Here is a 20,416-nt window from a genome sequence, read left to right on the forward strand (position 1 = left end):
AAAGGAGCGATTCCTAATGGATTGGGATAAATTTAAGGTCCACGGCGAACCCCTGATATACGGAGCTATGGCAAGTATTGTTCTGGCTACAATCGGGATTATCGTCGGCCTGACCTATTTTAAAAAATGGGGATATTTATGGCGCGAATGGTTGACTACTGTTGACCACAAACGTATTGGGATTATGTATATCCTCGCTGCATTGCTTATGCTTTTCCGCGGCGGCGTTGACGCTATTATGATGAAGCTGCAAACAGCAGCCCCGGACATGAAATTTCTTGACGCACAGCATTACAACGAGGTATTTACAACACACGGATTGATTATGATCCTTTTTATGGCCATGCCGTTTATTATCGGTCTGATGAATGTTATCGTTCCGCTGCAAATCGGTGCTAGAGACGTTGCCTTCCCGCGTCTGAATGCTGTCAGCTTCTGGCTCTTCTTCTTTGGAGCTATGCTGCTTAACATTTCGTTTGTTATCGGGGGATCGCCAGATGCTGGTTGGTCCGCATATTTCCCGCTAGCAAGTTTAGAGTTCAGTCCAACGGTGGGTAATAACTATTACTCGCTCGCACTACAAATTTCAGGTATTGGTACGCTCCTCACAGGCGTTAACTTTATTGTAACGATTCTGAAAATGCGTGCACCAGGCATGAAGTTGATGAAAATGCCGATGTTTACTTGGTCCGTATTGATCACCAACGTAATTATCGTATTCGCATTCCCTGTGCTTACGGTTGCACTCGCGTTGATGATGTTCGACCGGTTGTTCGGCTCTCAATTCTTTACGATGGCCAATGGCGGTATGGATATGTTATGGGCCAACCTGTTCTGGGTATGGGGTCACCCTGAAGTATATATCGTTGTCTTACCGGCATTCGGTATTTATAGTGAAATTATCGCCACCTTCTCTAAAAAGAACCTGTATGGATATACATCCATGGTATTCAGTATGTTGATCATTTCCCTCTTGTCCTTCCTAGTATGGGCTCACCATTTCTATACAATGGGTCAAGGTGCTATGGTTAACAGCTTCTTCTCGATTACAACCATGGCCATTGCCGTACCAACAGGTGTGAAAATATTTAACTGGCTATTCACCTTACGAAAAGGGCGAATAACCTTTACGACACCTATGCTATACACCCTGGCCTTTATTCCGATCTTTACGATTGGTGGGGTAACAGGTGTCATGCTGGCTATGGCCAGTGCCGATTACCAGTACCATAATACGATGTTCCTGGTTGCCCATTTCCACTACGTTCTTATTCCAGGTGCGGTCTTCGCCGTTATCGCAGGGTTCCATTACTGGTTCCCTAAAGTATTCGGTTTCCGTCTGAATGAACGTCTTGGCAAGCATGCCTTCTGGTGGATTATCATTTCCTTTAACGTATCGTTCTTCCCGCTGTTTATTCTCGGACTTAAGGGTATGACCCGCCGACAATACACCTATTCTGCGGATACCGGATTTGGCCCGCTGAGTATGGTCTCATTCGTAGGTGCGATCGGTCTCGCTATTGGATTTGTAATCCTGGTTTATAACATTTACTGGAGTACTCGTTACGAACCAAGAGATACTGATGGAGATCCGTGGGATGCACGTACTTTGGAATGGGCAACGAAAAGCCCGATTCCAGCGTACAACTTCGCAGTGGTTCCAAATGTAAAAACACGTGATGCTTACTGGTCTGCTAAACAAGATAAAGTACCGCTTTTTGAAGATAAGATTACTAAGATTCATATGCCTAGCAACACAGGAAAACCATTTGTTCTGGGTGTTATCTTCTTCATTGCAGGGTTCTCTCTGGTCTTCAGTCTTTGGATTCCAGCGATCCTCTCTGGAGTAGGTATCCTCATTGTTCTAGCTGCTATGTCCTTTGATCGGGATCACGGATTCTACATCCCAGCAGAAGAAGTTATTGCTACTGAAAAGAAATTGCGGGGTGAGACAGTATGAAAATAGATGCGTCTAAGCCGCTTGAATACTCAACAGAAGAGAATAGTAATAAAATCTTTGGCTTCTGGGTTTTTCTAGGAGCGGAGATTGCACTGTTCGCTACGTTGTTCACTGTTTATTTTGTAATGGTAGACCGTTTTGCCAGCGGCCCTAGCGGGCCGGATCTTTTCGAAATTGGTCCAGTAATGATCGAAACATTGCTGCTGCTGACAAGTTCGTTCACGATTGGTCTTGCAGTTCATGCCATGCGGCATGGTTACCAAAAAGCCATGATGGTCTTTTTCGGACTAACCCTTCTAATGGGTCTCGGCTTCCTTGGTATTGAAATCACGGAGTTTGTCACTTATGTTCACGAAGGGGCTACACTTCAAACCAGTGGTTTCCTATCCAGTCTTTTTGTACTGCTGGGAACACACGGAGCTCACGTATCGTTCGGGTTCCTGTGGGGTGCGGCTATTCTAATCCAGTTGAAGCGTCAAGGTATTAATCCGGCTACGGCCAATAAATCCTTTATCTTCTCGCTGTACTGGCATTTCTTGGACGTTGTCTGGATCTTTATTTTCAGCTTCGTCTATCTGAAAGGACTGATGTAGCATGATGAAGCAATTGTTTCCAATTCGCCATGTGATGGGTTTCTTAGCCTCTCTTGTCCTTTCTGTGGCTGCACTTGCTGTAATCTACCTTGATCTATCCAACACTGCGAACATGGCTATCCTGCTTGTTACAGCCCTCATTCAGGCTTCCTTGCAGCTCTTCCTGTTCATGCATATTGGTGAATCAGCAGATACCAAGAAAGAACTTTACATCAATATCGCCTATGCCTTATTCGTTGGTCTAGTTACGATATTCGGTACGCTCTTCATCTTCGTATGGGGCTGGTATGCTTAATTACAGACACTAATACTCAAAGGGACGTCTCTAAAGCCAAAATGGCTTAGGGACGTCTCTTTTTTTGCGTTTATTTAGGAGGTTTATTGTAGCGGATGCCCGGAAATGTGCGTCTTTCTAGGCAATAGTTGCACTGGAGTCCGAAACTTCGCTCAAAAGGCGGATAATGTACGAATAGCGGCATCTGAGTCCGAAAGCTACGGGGGATGAGGATGGCACGGCGCTGTCGGACTCAGGTGACCTTAAAAGCTGGAAACAGCGTCATTTGGAATGGTAACGGACCCCAAAGTCGCTATTGGTGTAAAAAGCGCCCGAAATGAGCGTCTTTTTGGGCAATAGCTGCAGTGGAGTCCGAAACTTCGCTCAAAAGGCGGAAAATGTGCGAATAGCGTCATCTGGGTCCGAAAGCTACGGGGGAGATAAGGGGGGCGGCGCGATCGGACTCAGGGGAGCTTAAAAGCGGGAAACAGCGTCATCAGGGTCCTAAAACTACTGTGGACGAGATTGGCTCGGCGCGATCGGACTCAGATGAGCTTAAAAGCATGAATCAGCGTCATTTGGAGTGGTAGCGGACCCCAAAGCCGCTATTGGTGTGAAAAACGCCCAAAATGAGCGCCTTTCTAGGCAATAGCTGCAGTGGAGTCCGAAACTTCGCTCAATAGGCGGAAAATGTGCGAATAGCGTCATCTGGGTCCGAAATCCACGGGGAATGAGGGGGACTTGGCGTAATCGGACGCAGATGACCATAAAAGCGGGAAACAGCGGCATTTGGAATTCTAAGGGACCCCATAGCCGCTATTAGTGTGAAAAATGCGCAAAATGAGCACCTTACTAGGCAATAGCTGCAGTGGAGTCCGAAACTTCGCTCAAAAGGCGGAAAATGTGCGAATAGCGTCATCTGGGTCCGAAAGCCCCGGGAGACAAGGCTAGCTTGGCGCAATCGGACTCAGATGACCTTATAAGCAGAAATCAGCGTCATCAGGGTCCTAAAACTACTGTGGACGAGATTGGCTTGGCGCGATCGGACGTAATTTTGATTAATAGCAAGAGATAGATAGATCCCCAAAGGATAATCTTGGGGATTTTTTGTTGACATATAAAACAAACTGTATTAATAATAGTAGTACAGTTGGTACACATCATAATGGATTTAATGCAAGATAGTGGAAGGAGGAAAGTTATGTTCGAACTGGACGTTCGTAGTCGGAAGCCGATTTATGAGCAGCTGACCGATAAGGTCAAGGAGATGATTCTGCATGGTATTTTGCAGACGGATGAACAGCTACCTTCTGTAAGGACGTTATCCCAGCAGCTAACCGTGAATCCCAATACGATTCAGAAGGCTTACCGTGAATTGGAACGTGAGGGATATATCTATTCATTACAGGGGAAAGGAAGTTTTGTAGCCCCAGTGAAAAAAGAACAAAATGCGATCAAAAAAGCGGAAGTCCGGAACGAGTTGCTGAGGCTGATGGCGGAGGCGGTATACCTTGGGTTCACCGCAGCTGAGATTAGTTCTTTGTACCAACAAGTGGAGAAGCAAAGAGAAGGAGGGAAGAGTGATGATTGAGATTCGGGGAGTCAGCAAGTTATTTCAAGGCGAGAAGGCAGTCGACGATATCTCTTTAACGGTACATAAAGGAACAATTTATGGGCTGCTCGGCTCTAATGGCGCGGGCAAAACAACGCTGCTCAAAACATTGGCGGGCATCTACTCTCCAGATAAGGGGACCGTGCGGGTGGATGGTGAAGCGGTATTCGAACACCCGACGACTAAGCAACGGGTTATTTTTATGCCGGATGCTCCTTACTTTTTCCCACAATCCACCATGCTGCAAATGGCGGCCTTCTATCGCTCGATTTATCCGAGCTGGAATCAGAAGCGTTTTGAAGATTTGGGAACCGTATTTCAGCTCGATAAAAAGCGCAAGCTCAGTCGTTTCTCCAAAGGGATGCAGCGGCAAGCGTCATTCTGGTTATGTTTAAGCTGTATGCCGGATGTGCTGATTATGGATGAACCGATTGACGGATTAGATCCGGTGATGCGGCGTCAAATCAAAAACCTGCTATTTCAGGAGGTAGCTGAACGCGAGTTGACGGTAATCATTTCTTCCCATAACCTTCGTGAGATTGAAGATCTGTGCGATCATGTCGGGATTATGCATGGTGGGAAGATGTTGATTGAGAAGGATCTGGATGATCTTAAGGCGGATACACATAAGATTCAAGTGGCGTTTCGGGATGAACGGCATGAGATTCCGTTAGCTGCCAAGCTACAAGTTCTGCATCAAGAGCGCCGGGGAAGTGTGAACCTATATATTGTAAAAGGGGATCGTGAACGGATCAAAGCGGCTTTTCAGGTGTACGAGCCATACGTATTCGATTTGCTTCCATTAACGTTAGAAGAGATCTTTATTTATGAAATGGGGGATGTCGGATATGATGCGCAGCCATTACTACTTTAATAGCAGTATTTTTCGCCAGAACTTCCGCCAGCATGGCTGGATAGGGATTATATATGCACTCGGCTTATTATTTGCACTTCCATTACAGCTCTTCATGAGCAGCAATCCGGATGCAAAACCGCAGGAAGTTGATCATTTATTTCGCATAGCTGGTAGTGTGCAAGCCTTGTTTATCATTACGATCCCAGTTGCCGCAGGACTATTCTTATTCCGATACCTTCAGGCAAAATCACCCGCAGATCTTTGGCATAGCCTGCCTTTACGCAGAGAGCATTTATTTACAGCTCATCTGACGAGTGGACTTACCTTGCTGTTGCTGCCTGTTTGGTTAACTGCTGGGGTGGTTGCCGTTATTAAGCCATGGAGTGGGAATTTTTATATTTTTCAAGACGCAGATATTTGGCAATGGTGTATCACAGTTAGTATTCTGACTTTGTTCCTCTTCTGCTTTAGTGTTTTTGTGGGAATATGTACAGGCCAATCTATTCTTCAGGGAATTATCATTTATATTTTGCTTATTCTTCCTGCTGTACTGATCTCATTAATCCACAGCCATTTAGCTATGTATCTTTATGGATATGCAAATGCAAATTCTAACTTGCGTGATTCTAATTCGCAGATATGGTCTCCTTTTGTTCACATCGTGTATTATTTTACCGGCAAACCCTTCACCAATACAGAATTATGGATTTATGGGGTATTGGCACTTCTATTTATCGGGTTGTCGTACCTGTTATACCGTAAACGTAATACGGAAAAAGCGGGTCAGGCTATTGCCTTTGGATATTTCAACCCACTGTTTAAAGCAGGGGTTATGTTATGCGCCATGCTTATTGCCGGTAATTATTTTGCGCAAATGAAGCAACAGCAAATGGGCTGGGTGATTGGTGGATATGCCATCGGAGCCATTATTGGTTATGTTGCCGCAGAAATGATTGTTCGGAAAACATGGCAGATTATGACGCGTAAAATGGCAGCTGAGTTTGCAGTTTATGCGGTAATGATAGGGTTACTTCTGTATATCCCGGTATCAAGTGTTACGGGGTATGAAGCCAGAGTGCCTTCCGGTGATAAGATTAGCGGTGTATATATGGGAGCTAACTACCGGTTGTATACCCCAACGGATGATTTGTACACTACACCCTACATGGGGCAGAACCCTTTTTCCGATGATAAAGATTATATAGAAGCTGTCCGTAAACTCCATCAAGCGGTAGTTGCAGTACGTCCAGAACTTACCTCACGACAATACGTTTATGAATATTTTACTCTGGCTTATCAATTGGAGAACGGCGATAAGCTAGTGAGGGAATACTGGATCCCTAATAAGGGGTTTGAATCAGAGCTCGAGGCGGTTAAGGATACCGAAGCTTACAAGTATGAAAAGTATGATTTAGCTCTCTTAGACAAAGACCTGGATTTTATGTGGGTTACTAACAGGAATAAAAAAGTAGCCATTTCTGATCCCGGGGAAATTTCAGAGCTAAAGGAGATTATCAAACGCGAAATTTCGAATATGTCCTACGAAGTACAAATAGATAAGGACGGAAAACCTGATGTGGCTAATATCCAAGTAGAGGTGAAGACAAAAGAGAACAGTAATCAAGTTATTACAGATTATGGTTATTATTATCCGTGGAAATCTTCTTTCCATGAGCTTGAAAAGTGGATGGACGAAAAAGGTTATGCCGATAAAATACGAATAACAGCTGAAGATATCCAATCGGCAGAGATTATAAAAGATGATTATATGGACGAGCAAACACCTAAGAACCCTACTAGTCCTGAACAAAGAGTAGCGCTTGCACGCGAAAAGAATCGTACGGCTGTTACGAAGGATAAGACATTATTAACAGATATTTTGGACCATCATTTCCATAATGGTGTTGAGAATGGCAACTACATTGTGAAGTTGATGTACAAAGAGGGTTACAGCGATTTCGTAATGTTAAAAGAATCGGATATGACGCCTGAATTGAAAGCATTGCTGAAATAAGTTAAGAAGTTAGTAAAAGATTACAGATAAAAGATTACAGATAAAAGACTACTGGTTGACATAAACTGGATAGTTGGATTATGCTTTTGGAGATACGATAAGGATGATATGGAACTTTCAGGTCAGCCTCTGAACCAGTATATTCGTTTCCGGTAAAATAACATCGCTGTATTAAGTGGTAAGGAGTTTTGTATTTAGGTGAAGCCCGACCATGGACGATAGAGTCCATGGTCTTTTTTGCATAGTAAGAGGTAATACATGGATGTGTGATTGCTGTAATGCCTCTGGAATCTGCTTCGAAGAGATCCTTTACTGTAGAATAATATAAATAGGAAAAATTGAGGTGAAAATATAATGTTAAGCAATACAGCGGAAGTGTCGTTAAGTAAATTTATGACTAAGCTGCTTCGGCATACCCCGGAGCAATATGGTCTTATTTTGGATCCAGAGGATGGTTCCTGTAGGTTGGATGATTTACTGTCTGTTATTGTAAGCACTCCTAGATGGTCAGAGGTGACTGTGGGAGATATTCGGCAAGTGGTCGCAGATTGTGACAAGCAACGATTGGAAATCATTGACGACCGGATCAAAGCCCGGTACGGGCATAGCCATACAAAAATCACTTATGGGCCGGGGACTCCGCCTGCTATACTTTTTCACGGAACTCATTCTGGTGTGCTTTCTGTGATTTTGGAGGAGGGGCTCCAATCGATGGGACGGCAGTATGTTCATTTGTCTGAAGGGACTCATTTTGCCAGTTTAGCCGGAAGTCGCAGAGGGAAATTGATATTGTTAACCGTTGATACGATTAGAGCGGGTCAAATGGGTGTAACCTTTTATAATGCGGGTAATAAGGTATGGTTGGCAGGTCATATACCGCCGTCCTGTCTTAAGGTGTATACCCCGTAAGTTGAACTAGATCGACGTTTGGTTAGGAGGCATAATAACATGGATGAAATTCCAGATCACTTAGATCACGGATTACAGATTGTATTTATTGGGTTCAATCCTAGTATCCGTTCTGGCGAGGTAGGACATCATTACGCGAATCCGCGGAATAATTTCTGGAGAATATTACATCAGTCTGGACTTACTCCCCGGTTGTATGATGCGTCTGAGGATGGGGACTTGCTTAAGCTGGGCTATGGGTTTACAAATATTGTTGCCCGTCCCACACGGGGAATCGACGATATTACTCGTGAAGAATACCAGGAGGGTCGGGAAATGCTTCGCTCCAAGCTGGAGAAATATCGGCCTCAAGTCGCCTGTTTTGTAGGTAAGGGTGTGTATACAGAGTTTAGCCGCAGAACAAAAGCAAACTGGGGATTTCAAGGGGACGTGCCTCCAAAGGTAGATGGCGTTCGTGAATTTGTTGCACCCTCTTCTAGCGGATTAGTTAGAATGCCGATGGAAGAGATAGTTGGGATTTATCGCAGATTAGCCGAGTTTACGCAAGAGAACGATGGGTGATTGATGTATTCGGAGGTAGGGTGCTAAAGGACACAGGAGTCGTTAAAAGTAACAAATCACTCTAATTTGCGTGCTATCGGACTCCAATGCAGCTATTGGGTGGAAATTGACTGAAAATGCGTCCGATTTGGTGTGATAGTGTCTTTGGAGTCCGAAAACACCACTATATGGCCGGAAATTCACGAATAACGGCGCCTGAGTCCGTAACAGTAAAAGCTGGAGAATTGGCCATGGATCTACGTAAATCCGCAGATCCCGCAGATCCCGTAGATCCCGCAGATCCCGCAGATCCCGCAGATCCCGCAGATCCCGCAGATCCCGCAGATCCCGCAGATCCCGCAAGCTCTGGCAAACTCTCGCATCTTAGCTATCTCTCGCTACTCTAGAATACCCTCAAACACAAAAGGAGCAAGATTCCATATCGGAATCTTGCTCCTTTTGTAACTTCAAAGGGCAGTCTCAGTATATGAGACATGCCCTTAGTCCCTAATACATTAGGTCTCAATCAGCAGCAGAATGATAGAGGATAAGGATAGGCAAACACTAATCAGGCAAAGCACGGCAACGACCTGCTTCTGGTTCAGGCCTGCCCGAAGCAGGCGGTAATGAGCCTGGGTGGCATCGGCTTGATAAATGGACTTGCCTTGGATGAAACGTTTGACTACGACAAAAATGTTGTCGAAGATCGGTACGCCCAGCGCCAGAATCGGAATGAACAGCGACAGGACGGTGGCTTGCTTGAACGCTCCGTCGAGTGCAATTACCGCTAGGATGAAGCCGAGAAAGGTTGCCCCGGCGTCGCCCATAAAGATTTTGGCGGGCGGCTTATTGTAGCGCAGATAAGCAAGCGTAACGCCAATCAGTGAAATTGCCATAATGGCAGATGAGGATTGCCCCTTTGCCAGTGCGACAACAAATAACGTAATCGCCGAAATGGCCGTCAAGGCACCAGCCAGACCGTCCATGCCATCCGAGAAATTAATAACTGTGGTTACACCGAAGATCCAGATAATCGTTAGCAGAAACGATAGAATGACAGGCAAAACGATATAATCGCCTGAGAATGGATTGTAGAATCCGGTAAAGGCATTGCCAGAAACATAAACCAGGATCGCTGCGCTAACTTGTACAATTAACTTGGGCAGAGCTGGGAAATCTTTGCCTTTCGTTTTGTACCAATCATCCACCGTGCCTATGGTCAGCAATAGTACGCCACCTACAAATAATGCGACAGTCTCCATGGAGAAATCACGCGCGAACACCAGATAAGTGATAAAAAATCCGATGAATATGGCGTAGCTGGCCGTTAGCGGAATGGGCTCTCTATGAATTTTACGCTCAACGTCCTGCCGAGGCTTGTCCACAAAATCAAGCCGAAAAGCAAGCTTGCCGAGCGGCGGAATTAGAAAGTAGACGATAAGAAATGACATTAGAAATGATAAAACGTATAAAATGACGCTCACCACCGTTTTCTTTTTAAAATACCACAGATCGATTAAATCTACCTTAAAAAAGTAAAATTTTGTCGTGAGGGGTGTGAAGTTGACTTGCCAGCAACGCTGTAGTACCTTGTTGAGAAAAGCCTTTGGGGGATATTTATGAAATACGATGTTATTTTATTTGATGCCGACGATACGTTGTTTGATTATGGAATGGCAGAAAGTCACGCGTTGTCTAATGCCTTTCTACACTTTGGGATGCCCACAGGTGCAGCAGATTATGCTGCCAGTTATCAAGAGATTAACCACGCATTGTGGAGGGATCTAGAACAAGGAAGGATTTCATCTGCGGCGTTGCGGGTAGAGCGGTTTAATCGGTTGTTTGCTGCACATGCGCTTGAGCTTGATCCTGAAACATTCAGTGAGGCCTATCTACGTTTCTTAGGCGAAGGAACCTTTCTGATGCAGGGAGCAATCGAGCTATGCGGAGAGCTTGCAGATTGCCGCCTGGCGATTATCACGAATGGAATCAAGGATGTGCAAACTTCCAGAATCCAAGGCTCGCTGCTGAGTGATACATTTGAGCAGATCATTATCTCAGAGGAGGCAGGATGTCAGAAGCCAGAGACGGGGATATTTGATTATGCTTTTGCCAAATTGGGGATTGAGGATAAGGAAAAAGTATTGATTGTGGGTGACTCCTTAACCTCTGATATTCAAGGCGGAATTAATTATGGGATTGATACCTGCTGGTTTAACCCGCTAGGGAAGATTAATGAGTCCGGCGTTCAGCCAAAATACGAAATCCGAAACCTGTCGGAGCTACTAGATATTGTAGGGAAAGCTACTAACCTTCAATAAAAAAATAAGGTGTGAGCGCATAAGCGGCTCACACCTTTTATTTAGTAACCTGAAGAGGTTTATTGCCGAGTATCCAGCGGCTTCAGATAAGCCTCGATTTGCTGGCGTTTCGATTCCAGAAATGGCGGCAGCGCAAGGGATTCACCTAAACTTTCCATAGGCTCATCTGTAGCAAAGCCTGGTCCGTCTGTAGCTAACTCAAAAAGGATGCCGTTAGGCTCGCGGAAATAGAGGGAACGGAAGTAGAAGCGGTCGACGAAACCGGAATTAGGAAGCTGTGCCTGGCGGATGTGTTCGATCCATTGCTTCAATTCGTCTTCATTATCTACGCGGAATGCGACGTGATGTACCCCGCCACGTCCCAAATGCTCTTGCTCCAGATCATTGCGTTCCTCCAGATGAACCTCGGCACCTGAACCGCCTTCACCAGTCTCAAATACGAGCACATCTGGCTGGCCGTCAACTGTTGAAGGGTAGGTTCCTATACGGCGGAAGCCAAGCAACTGCTCTAGCACTACCGCTGTATGTTCTGCACTTTCTACTGTGAGATGTGCGGGTCCTAAGCCTACGATGCCATATTGGGCAGGTACTGGGCTTTTAGCCCAAGGAGTACCGCCGGCAACACCGTTATCATTTTCGTCGGATACGAGAATGAAACGTTGGCTCTCGTGATCGCGGAAGGATAAAGTCTGGCGTCCACCAAGTTCCTGTATCGTCCCATGCTCCACGTTAAGCTCTGTGAAGCGTTGCTCCCAGTAGGCAAGTGCGGCATCGCTTGGCACTCGAAGGGAGAGCGCGGAGATGCTGTTATTGCCCTCTCGGTTGCGGCCTGCCATCGGAAGCTCGAAAAAGGTTAATTCGGTTCCGGGATTCCCCTTCTCATCTCCATAGAATAAATGGTACACTGAAATATCATCCTGATTTACTGTTTTTTTAATGAGACGCAGTCCGAGTACCTCTGTATAGAACTTAAAGTTCTCCTGTGCTTTGCCTGTAATAGCTGAGACATGGTGAAGTCCTTTTAACGTTAAACTCATGGTAGTTACCTCCTTGTAAATGCTTTGGGTTTGTGGATTATTTTAATTTATTTTTAATATATCGATAGAATATTTGGTGAATATTATTAAGTTACTATAATTTTAAAAGTAATAAGAAACTTTTGCAAGTGGATATTAATGTTTCATGAAATTTAATTCATACATAAGGAGAGAGTATAGTGCACACAACAACAAGCTTGATGAAACAATTACAGGAGTTAGAGATTGATCCACAGGGGACCATTCTAGTTCATTCCTCGTTAAAAAGTGTTGGCGAAGTAGAAGGAGGCGCGAACACGGTGCTGGATGCACTCAGTGAATATATGAAGGATGGGCTGCTTGTTTTGCCAACGCATACATGGGCTTATATTAATGCGGATAATCCGCGCTTCTCTGTTCAAGATTCCCCATCTTGTGTAGGGATATTACCGGAGCTGTTCAGAAAACGTCCAGGTGTTGTCCGCTCTTGGCATCCGACTCACTCTGTAGCGGCTTTGGGTGTTGATGCTGAGGCATTTACTGCAGGGGATGAACGTTGGGATACGCCATGCGCCCGTGGTTCAGTGTGGGGCAAGCTGCTTGATCGGAAGGCGGAAATTGTACTGCTGGGTGTCGATCTGCGGCGGAATACGTTCATTCACGGTATTGAAGAGTGGGTGGATATTCCGGGCAGAATGACGGATAGTCATGAGGAATTATATACGGTGACGCCGGCTGGCGATGAAATCATGGTGCCTTCTCGCAGACATTGTGGTCTCTCTTGGTCGGAGCATTTTTGGAAAGTGGAACGCGAGCTTGAGGAAGGCGGTGCCATGCGTAAGGGGAATTTCGGGGATGCGCTAGTTAGAGTGTGTGGAACAGTAGAAACGACGGATATTTTAAGCCAGATGCTAAAAGAGAATCCTGATCTTTTCTCCGATAATGAACCGCTACATGGTGAGTCCAAACCAGATCCGCTTCCAAAGACCAGACGTGAACAACCGTAGGTGGGAGAGGCTAAACCATTTTTTCAGCACGCACAATCTGGAAGCCGCTATCAATGTATGGTATATTAATCTCACTAAAACATAGTAAGGAGATTGGAAATGGAAAAAACATTGGTCTTTGGACACAAAAATCCGGATACGGATACTATTTGTTCGGCAATTGCTTATGCAGCACTCAAAAAAGAATTAGGCTGGGATGCTGAGCCAGTTCGTCTGGGAGACGTTAGTGGTGAAACGCAATTTGCGCTTGATCATTTCGGAGTAGAGGCTCCTCGTCTGGTAGAGAACGTAGCTGGAGAAGCTAATCAGGTTATTCTTGTTGACCATAACGAACGCCAACAAAGTGCGAATGACATTGATCGAGTGCGTGTAATTGAAGTTATCGACCATCACCGGATCGCTAATTTTGAGACTGCACATCCGTTATACTACCGTGCTGAGCCAGTAGGCTGTACTGCTACTATTCTTAATAAAATGTATAAAGAAAACGGTGTAGCTATCCCTAAAGACATCGCCGGATTGATGTTGTCTGCAATCATTTCTGATTCCTTGCTGTTTAAATCTCCAACCTGCACCGCTGAAGATGTAGCTGCAGCACGCGAATTGGCTGAAATCGCTGGTGTAAATGCAGAAAGCTACGGCCTTGATATGCTGAAGGCTGGTGCTGATCTTAGCGACAAGAGTATCGCTCAACTGATCTCCTTGGATGCTAAGGAATTCAAAATGGGTGAATACAAAGTAGAAATCGCCCAAGTGAACGCGGTTGACGTTAATGATGTACTCTCCAAGCAGGCTGAACTGGAAACTGCACTGACTTCCATTATTGCTGAAAAAGAATTGGATCTGTTCCTGTTCGTAGTTACAGATATCCTCAACAACGATTCGGTGGGTCTGGCTCTGGGCCGTGTTGCAGGTGCAGTAGAACAGGCGTACAACGTGAAGCTTGATGACAATAAAGCGCTTCTTAAGGGTGTAGTATCCCGTAAATCGCAAATCGTACCGGTACTTACAGAGACAATTGCTAAACTGTAAAGCATTTTGACAGTTGCGTTGTATTTTGTACAATAGAAATCCTGTCTATGAGAGTAGATTGGATAAAAAGAGCTCATGCCCCATCAGTAGTTAAGATGGTGACATGAGTTCTTTTTGTTTTACGGCGTATTCTGCTACAATATTTTGGGAGGGGATCCAACTGATCCTCTTCCAATTGCATGAACTTTGAACCAGCATGAGGAATATGACAAAGGGATAGGGGATATTGGAAATGGAATTGTTTGCAGCATTGGAACGGGACGACTACGAGGAATTATTATTTTGTCAGGATAAGGCATCGGGATTAAAGGCGATCATCGCGATTCATGACACGACACTGGGACCAGCACTGGGTGGAACACGGATGTGGACCTACGCTACAGAAGAGGAAGCTATTGTTGATGCGCTTCGATTAGCAAAAGGGATGACCTATAAAAATGCAGTATCCGGCCTGAATTTGGGTGGTGGGAAAACAGTAATCATTGGAGATCCCAAGAAGGATAAAAATGAAGCCATGTTCCGTGCTTTCGGAAGATACATACAAGGTTTAAATGGACGGTACATAACTGCTGAAGATGTAGGGACTACGGAAGAGGACATGAACATTATTTATCAAGAGACAGATTATGTTACTGGCACCTCACCTACGTACGGTTCTTCGGGCAATCCGTCACCAGCAACGGCTTACGGTGTTTACCAAGGAATGAAGGCAGCCGCTAAAGCCGCCTTTGGCAGTGATTCGCTCGAAGGGAAGACAGTAGCTGTTCAAGGTGTGGGGAACGTGGCCTTTACACTGTGCAAACATCTTCATGAAGAAGGAGCACAGCTTATCGTAACGGACATCCATAAACCAGCCGTTCAACGTGCAGTAGAGGCCTATGGCGCCAAGGCTGTAGATCCAGGCGATATCATCAGTGTAGATTGTGATATTTATGCTCCTTGCGCTCTTGGAGCGACAATTAACGATGAATCCTTACGGGTAATCAAGGCGAAAGTGATTGCAGGAGCTGCTAATAATCAGCTGAAGGATTCCTCGCATGGTGATGCACTTCATGAGATGGGGATTGTATATGCTCCAGATTACGTGATTAATGCAGGTGGCGTCATTAATATTGCGGACGAGCTGAACGGCTATAATAAGGAACGTGCCTTTAAGCAGGTGGCGAAGATTTACGATAATATTACCCGCGTAATGGAAATTTCCCGTTTGAACGGAATACCTACTTATGCCGCTGCGAACCAGCTTGCAGAGGACCGGATAGCGCTATTAAGAAATAGCCGCAGCACCTTCCTGCGTAATGGTCAACATGCACTTAGCAGAAGATCGCTGCGGGGATAAGCTGTAAAAAAACTCGGCAAGCTCCATCCGATTACAACTTCGGAGGGACTGCCGAGTTTTTTATGTTCTTTTATTTTTACAAGAAACGTTTATCCTCTTTCGAGACGGTAATGTCGTTTCTGTTTATTCCTAATTACTGAACCTTTTGCGGTTCTGGGTAAGTGACGCCGAAGGTGTCGACCGTCACCTTTTTCATGACTGGTGGCTCATCTGGACGATCAGAACCGTCACGAGGCAGGCTCACAATTCTTTTTACAGCTTCGATACCTTCAGTTACTTTACCAAAAGCGGCGTAGCTTCCATCTAGACTAGGGTAAGCTGCATCCATAATAAAGAACTGGGAACCGGCAGAGTCAGGAGCCTGTGATCTTGCCATGGATAGAACACCTTCTGTATGCAGAAGGTTATTGGTGAACCCGTTGCCAGAGAATTCTCCGGCGATACTGTAACCCGGGCCTCCCATACCTGTGCCATCAGGGTCGCCGCCTTGAATCATGAAGTCAGGAATTACTCTATGGAATATAGTGTTATCATAAAATCCTTTTTGAATAAGTGAGATGAAATTGTTTACGGTGTTAGGGGCAACCTCAGGGTATAGCTCAGCTTGGATGATATCCCCGTCTTCCATTTCAATGGTTACTAAGGGATGACTTGCCGTAGCTGAAGGAACGCCTTCAGTTGGGGCTGCACCTTCCCCAGGTGCTGATCCGCTGCTTCCATTATTACTGCTTGCATTGTTATTGTTTGGTTTGTTACCGCAACCTGCCGCAATAACCATGACCAGGCATAACATGATCAGAAGAATAGCGGATTTTGTTCGTGTAGACTTCACTAAATAATCTCTCCTTTTTATTGAATAATCTCGTAGGTACTTCCCATAATACCTCCTTTGTCCTATTACATGCAAAGGTCAGTTATGACTTCTGGGATTGGCACATCTTAAAAAGAAGTTTACAATGGTAGGATGTTTCCAAAGAGAACATCGAGAAAGGATGTGCATAGGATGCTCTTTTCGTGGAAGCGGAATTTGATCGTGCTTTGGATAGGGGTTTTCTTTTGTAGTACAGCTTATTCGATCTCGATTCCCTTCCTTTCCATTTTTTTGAGCGACGAACTTGGGGTTTCAAATCATTTGGAGATTTGGTCAGGGGTTAGTTTTGGAATAACCTTTCTTGCCAGCGCTTTAATCTCTCCCTATTGGGGTTCGCTAGCCGACAAGTATGGTCGGAAACCGATGCTTATTCGCTCGGGTTTTAGTCTGGCAGCTTTATACCTTATTAATTATTTTGTACATGATCCTTATGTTTTTTTGATTGTGCGTGTGCTGCAAGGACTGCTTGCCGGTTTTGTTCCAGCAGCTATTGCAATGGTAGCCACCAATACACCTGAGCATAAGACGGGGTACGCTTTAAGTATTATGTCTACAGCCGGAGCGACAGGTAGTATTATTGGACCATTAATTGGCGGTGTAGTGAGCTATTATACCAGCAACCGGATTGCTTTTTTATTCTCAGCGGGTATTGTACTTATCTCAGCGCTCATTGCTACTTTTTTTGCAAAAGAGGAGAACTTCGACCGTTCGGCTCCAAGGTCACATGTAAGTGATGATATCAGGGAAGCGAGAAGTAACCGAGCTTTTATTACTTTGCTCTCGCTGGCGGGAATCAGTACCTTCTCCGTTATGATCCTGGAACCGTTAATCCCAATTTATCTACTGGACATGGGGATCTCCAAAAATAGTGCCTCGCTAAGCTCGGGAATAGTATTCTCTGCTGTGGGGATTGCTACGGTGCTGATGGCTCCGCAGTGGGGCAGACTCGGCAGCCGAAAAGGCTTTGGGATGATCTTATTTATTGGACTGATCGGGGGCGGCATCGGTAATATTCTGCAGTTTTTTGTTTCGGGCTATGTAGAGTTCGCTATCCTTCGCTTTGCTTACGGCCTGTTCTATGCAGGTGTGCTGCCGTCAGTGAATGCCATGATTGTACAAGTAATTGAGCCGGGATTCCGTGGACGGGCCTTTGGCCTGAATCAGGCGGCATCTCAGCTTGCGACGATGGCTGGACCGATTATCGGCGGCTTATTAGGCGCGGTGATTCCAATTCGCTGGGTGTTTGTAATCAATGGAGTGATGCTGCTGGTAGCAGCGATATTGGTTAAGACCCGCAAGCTGGAAGCACAAATCGCCGCTGCTCGTCCCGCAGAACAGCCAACAACGATGCAGGGTTAACTGCTAACTCAATGAGCATGTCGTTATTTAGAAACAACATAAAGCCGCCGGGCTCATAGCCCGGCGGCTTTATTCATATTAAGCTGCTATTCTCCCTGCGAACCGTTCAAAACGTCTGTTCCCGGCATAACATCCACTGGCGGGGAGGCAGGGTCAATAATGGAATTTGGATATACATCGTCTGCATCTGGAACATCCTCTAGCGGCTGATCTTCTTCTTCCATCTCCAAGAGTTCCTCATCCTTAGTATAATCCGTATCATCTAGGGTTAATCCTGCGGTTTCAGCGGCTAGATATGCATCGGATTCCACTAACTCATCTCTTTCGATTACATCCTTAGGTGAGTTTAAACCAATATCTGCTGCCAAGTATTTATCGCCAACCAAGACAGGATCTGCGTCATCATCAACAATATCCTCTTCATCCATATCAGCTTGTATATAACGTTCATATTCAAAGTCAGCCTCAGTTTTATTTGGTGAACTATCCATAGCCGTTCACTCCTTTTTTATGATAAAATTTGAACTTCCTATGTTTATCTTTACCCGTTTGACCATGATCGAATCGCTGATCCAATAAATGGGTATGTCTATATTAGATTAGTAAAAAATGGGTGAAAGCAAAAGCCGATGAAAAACGTTCTTTTTCGAGAAAATTTACAAGAATAGGCAGGGATAGTGCGAAGCTTGTCGAAATTAAGAAGCATATATGAACGTTTAAACAACTAATGAATTACTGAGGTGCTACGATGAAGTTGCCAAAGCCCAATATAGCGGCTGCTTTTTTATTAATTCTACTGCTGACCGCTATGGTTCCTTTTGGTACGGCGATAGTGAGTGCTGAATCATCAGACTCTAAGCTGCCCAATTGGGAGATTAAATTTGAACGTATAGAAATAGATCATATTGAAGAAGCTGTGGCAGCTCTTGATGAAGAATGGACTCGTGTTATGCCTCATGGGAAAAGCCCAGAGACTCCAAGTGGAGCAACCTCAGCCTGGCTGCGGTTTACTTTACCACAAATTAGTGATAAATCTGCGTTATTCATAGATAAAGTATATGGAAATAATGTTAAGGCTTATTTAAATAACGAATTAATATATGATTCCGGAAAAGATTTTAATTTCAATGGCAGTAAGGTTTTCATTCCTCTGTCCAAAAGTGTTGGAGGACAACAGCTATATTTATGGACCCATGGTGGCAGCAAAGACTTAGGGATCCACGGCGAAATAAGAGTAGGCCAATACGATGAGCTGTTATCTGTTTATGTAAAGCAGGGCTTAATGGATCTGATCATTGGAACGACGCTTATTTTTATTGCGATTGTACTGCTGATCTGCTCGCTATTCATGAGAAAAGGCTATTTTTCAGGCGGATATCTATTGGTGCTGATTATTTTATCCATTGGCGTCTTAGTGGTAACGTATTCATCGTTCCTGCCGACAATCCTCGGCGATTATGGAGAGATCGTACTTGTTTTCTTTGATGTAGCTTTATATACGCTTTTGCCATCCTTTACATTTTATTTTGAGAAAATATTTGGTCCAGGGAAAAAGAGAATCGTTACACGTTTCCGTAAGTTTCAAATTGTCTATTCTGTATTTTGTTTTTCCCTAATGGTTATTAATATTCTTTTGTCCTATCAGGTGGATGACTTTTATCGATTGATGACTACGAGTGTGCTAGGTATCCTTATGATTGTACAAATTATACTTTTGATCAGCTTAGCGTTTATACACGCGAACCGTGGCAATGTAGATGCTGTTATTTTTACTTCAGGGTTCTCAATATTTGCTTTCATGTCTCTTAGTGAACTGGTCATGTTCTATGCATCGGGGCAATCCTATCAATTATATTGGTGGAAATGGGGAATGGTGATTTTCGTAATTGCCTTAATCGTCATTCTGGGAAGAAGGTTTACTCGAAACCATGAACAGCTTATTGAATATTCCCATCAGCTTGAGAAGTTCAATAATGATTTGCAGCGCTCGGAGAAGATGGAGATTATTAGTGAGCTGGCAGCTTCGGTTGCCCATGAAGTACGGAATCCATTGCAGGTTACCCGGGGGTTTCTGCAGATTCTTGGGGAGCGTTCAGATCAAAAGGAGCGGGAATATCTGCAAATGGCAGTGACAGAACTGGATCGAGCTACGCTCATTATTACAGACTTCCTAACCTTCGCTAAACCAGGACTTGAAACCGTAGAGCAGCTTGATGTGTCCGAAGAGTTGAGGCATGTGACGGGTATTCTTTCTCCGTTAGCGAATCTGCAAGGGGGCGTCATTGAACTTAATCTGCAGCCAGGACTTTACGTTACTGGATCATCTGCCAAGTTCAAGCAAGCGTTTATCAACATTCTCAAAAATAGCATCGAAGCTTTAAAGGACAATGGGCTGATTAAAGTCACAGCCTGGAAGGCTGGAAAACATATAATAATCAGTGTTCATGATAATGGGGAAGGGATGAACCGGAATGAGCTGGCTCGGTTAGGGGAACCTTATTACTCCAATAAGACCAAAGGAACGGGGCTTGGACTGATGGTAACCTTTCGGATTATTGAGGCGATGGAGGGATGCACTGAGTTTCGCAGTGAGAAAGGGGAAGGGACTGAAATTATAGTAAAAATACCAGAACTTAGAAGAATTTAGAAGTAATTTATGATAATTCCGTTTTTTAGAAGGAAAGAGTGAGGGGCTGAGCGAAGTAGTACAGAC

General features: G+C 44.7%; 19 protein-coding genes. 15 read left to right on the forward strand and 4 right to left on the reverse strand.

All coding sequences use genetic code 11. The annotated features are described in order from the left end of the window. The first annotated feature begins 16 nt into the window (after positions 1-16). The 9 genes from qoxB to MHB37_RS04635 all read left to right on the forward strand — a co-directional run bounded on the left by qoxB (position 17) and on the right by MHB37_RS04635 (position 9,165). Entirely contained in the window at positions 17-1,960 is a 1,944-nt protein-coding gene (gene qoxB / locus MHB37_RS04595; RefSeq protein WP_076129582.1) for a cytochrome aa3 quinol oxidase subunit I, read from the forward strand. Continuing rightward, positions 1,957-2,553 carry a cytochrome aa3 quinol oxidase subunit III gene (gene qoxC, locus MHB37_RS04600; RefSeq protein ID WP_042124373.1) on the forward strand — a complete coding sequence of 199 codons (597 nt, stop codon included), beginning with the start codon at positions 1,957-1,959 and terminating at the stop codon, positions 2,551-2,553. The genes qoxB and qoxC overlap by 4 nt, the downstream gene beginning before the upstream one ends. Positions 2,554-2,557: 4 nt before the next feature. After that, positions 2,558-2,848 (forward strand): cytochrome aa3 quinol oxidase subunit IV, encoded by a 291-nt coding sequence (gene qoxD, locus MHB37_RS04605; RefSeq protein WP_036680878.1) that lies wholly within the window; start codon positions 2,558-2,560, stop codon positions 2,846-2,848. 1,180 nt (positions 2,849-4,028) lie between these two features. Then, complete coding sequence (locus tag MHB37_RS04610) at positions 4,029-4,418, forward strand: GntR family transcriptional regulator (protein WP_076129581.1); 390 nt, start codon at positions 4,029-4,031, stop codon at positions 4,416-4,418. Next, positions 4,411-5,313 carry an ABC transporter ATP-binding protein gene (locus MHB37_RS04615; RefSeq protein ID WP_036680830.1) on the forward strand — a complete coding sequence of 301 codons (903 nt, stop codon included), beginning with the start codon at positions 4,411-4,413 and terminating at the stop codon, positions 5,311-5,313. Before MHB37_RS04610 ends, MHB37_RS04615 begins: the two co-directional genes overlap by 8 nt. Further along, complete coding sequence (locus MHB37_RS04620; protein WP_405168995.1) at positions 5,267-7,309, forward strand: hypothetical protein; 2,043 nt, start codon at positions 5,267-5,269, stop codon at positions 7,307-7,309. The genes MHB37_RS04615 and MHB37_RS04620 overlap by 47 nt, the downstream gene beginning before the upstream one ends. A gap of 354 nt (positions 7,310-7,663) precedes the next feature. Continuing rightward, positions 7,664-8,218, forward strand: coding sequence for an RNA 2'-phosphotransferase (locus tag MHB37_RS04625; RefSeq protein WP_076304982.1), 555 nt, complete (start codon positions 7,664-7,666; stop codon positions 8,216-8,218). A gap of 39 nt (positions 8,219-8,257) precedes the next feature. After that, positions 8,258-8,779 (forward strand): mismatch-specific DNA-glycosylase, encoded by a 522-nt coding sequence (locus MHB37_RS04630; RefSeq protein ID WP_076129577.1) that lies wholly within the window; start codon positions 8,258-8,260, stop codon positions 8,777-8,779. A gap of 230 nt (positions 8,780-9,009) precedes the next feature. Further along, a complete protein-coding gene (locus tag MHB37_RS04635) occupies positions 9,010-9,165 on the forward strand; it encodes a hypothetical protein (RefSeq protein WP_405168996.1) in 156 nt (51 codons plus the stop codon). A gap of 108 nt (positions 9,166-9,273) precedes the next feature. On the opposite strand, the gene MHB37_RS04640 is transcribed toward MHB37_RS04635, so the two are convergent. After that, on the reverse strand, positions 9,274-10,209 hold the full coding sequence (locus tag MHB37_RS04640; protein ID WP_076129282.1) for an MraY family glycosyltransferase: 936 nt from the start codon (positions 10,207-10,209) through the stop codon (positions 9,274-9,276). Positions 10,210-10,377: 168 nt separating this feature from the next. Between MHB37_RS04640 and MHB37_RS04645 the strand changes: the two genes are divergently transcribed. Then, positions 10,378-11,079, forward strand: coding sequence for a YjjG family noncanonical pyrimidine nucleotidase (locus MHB37_RS04645; protein WP_076194170.1), 702 nt, complete (start codon positions 10,378-10,380; stop codon positions 11,077-11,079). 59 nt (positions 11,080-11,138) lie between these two features. Here the strand turns inward: MHB37_RS04645 and MHB37_RS04650 are convergent, their stop codons facing one another. Next, positions 11,139-12,116 (reverse strand): ring-cleaving dioxygenase, encoded by a 978-nt coding sequence (locus tag MHB37_RS04650; RefSeq protein WP_076147152.1) that lies wholly within the window; start codon positions 12,114-12,116, stop codon positions 11,139-11,141. Between the two features lie 179 nt (positions 12,117-12,295). Here MHB37_RS04650 and MHB37_RS04655 point away from each other — a divergent pair, with 179 nt between their 5' ends. The 3 genes from MHB37_RS04655 to MHB37_RS04665 all read left to right on the forward strand — a co-directional run bounded on the left by MHB37_RS04655 (position 12,296) and on the right by MHB37_RS04665 (position 15,473). Then, a complete protein-coding gene (locus MHB37_RS04655) occupies positions 12,296-13,102 on the forward strand; it encodes an AAC(3) family N-acetyltransferase (protein ID WP_405168997.1) in 807 nt (268 codons plus the stop codon). 99 nt (positions 13,103-13,201) lie between these two features. After that, positions 13,202-14,134, forward strand: coding sequence for a manganese-dependent inorganic pyrophosphatase (locus MHB37_RS04660; RefSeq protein ID WP_076129278.1), 933 nt, complete (start codon positions 13,202-13,204; stop codon positions 14,132-14,134). A gap of 232 nt (positions 14,135-14,366) precedes the next feature. After that, entirely contained in the window at positions 14,367-15,473 is a 1,107-nt protein-coding gene (locus MHB37_RS04665) for a Glu/Leu/Phe/Val dehydrogenase (protein ID WP_076129277.1), read from the forward strand. 133 nt (positions 15,474-15,606) lie between these two features. Here the strand turns inward: MHB37_RS04665 and MHB37_RS04670 are convergent, their stop codons facing one another. Further along, on the reverse strand, positions 15,607-16,266 hold the full coding sequence (locus MHB37_RS04670; RefSeq protein WP_051491160.1) for a peptidylprolyl isomerase: 660 nt from the start codon (positions 16,264-16,266) through the stop codon (positions 15,607-15,609). A gap of 210 nt (positions 16,267-16,476) precedes the next feature. On the opposite strand from MHB37_RS04670, the gene MHB37_RS04675 reads away from it, so the two are divergent. Continuing rightward, complete coding sequence (locus MHB37_RS04675) at positions 16,477-17,703, forward strand: MFS transporter (protein WP_076137142.1); 1,227 nt, start codon at positions 16,477-16,479, stop codon at positions 17,701-17,703. An 86-nt stretch (positions 17,704-17,789) separates the two neighbouring features. Here the strand turns inward: MHB37_RS04675 and MHB37_RS04680 are convergent, their stop codons facing one another. Next, the gene (locus MHB37_RS04680; protein ID WP_051490926.1) at positions 17,790-18,194 is read right to left on the reverse strand and encodes a hypothetical protein; all 405 of its coding nucleotides are present in this window, start codon (positions 18,192-18,194) and stop codon (positions 17,790-17,792) included. A 257-nt stretch (positions 18,195-18,451) separates the two neighbouring features. Between MHB37_RS04680 and MHB37_RS04685 the strand changes: the two genes are divergently transcribed. Further along, the gene (locus MHB37_RS04685) at positions 18,452-20,350 is read left to right on the forward strand and encodes a sensor histidine kinase (protein WP_248547922.1); all 1,899 of its coding nucleotides are present in this window, start codon (positions 18,452-18,454) and stop codon (positions 20,348-20,350) included. Positions 20,351-20,416 lie beyond the last annotated feature (66 nt).

This window comes from Paenibacillus sp. FSL H3-0286, from assembly GCF_045040705.1.
Taxonomy (GTDB): domain Bacteria; phylum Bacillota; class Bacilli; order Paenibacillales; family Paenibacillaceae; genus Paenibacillus_AQ; species Paenibacillus_AQ odorifer.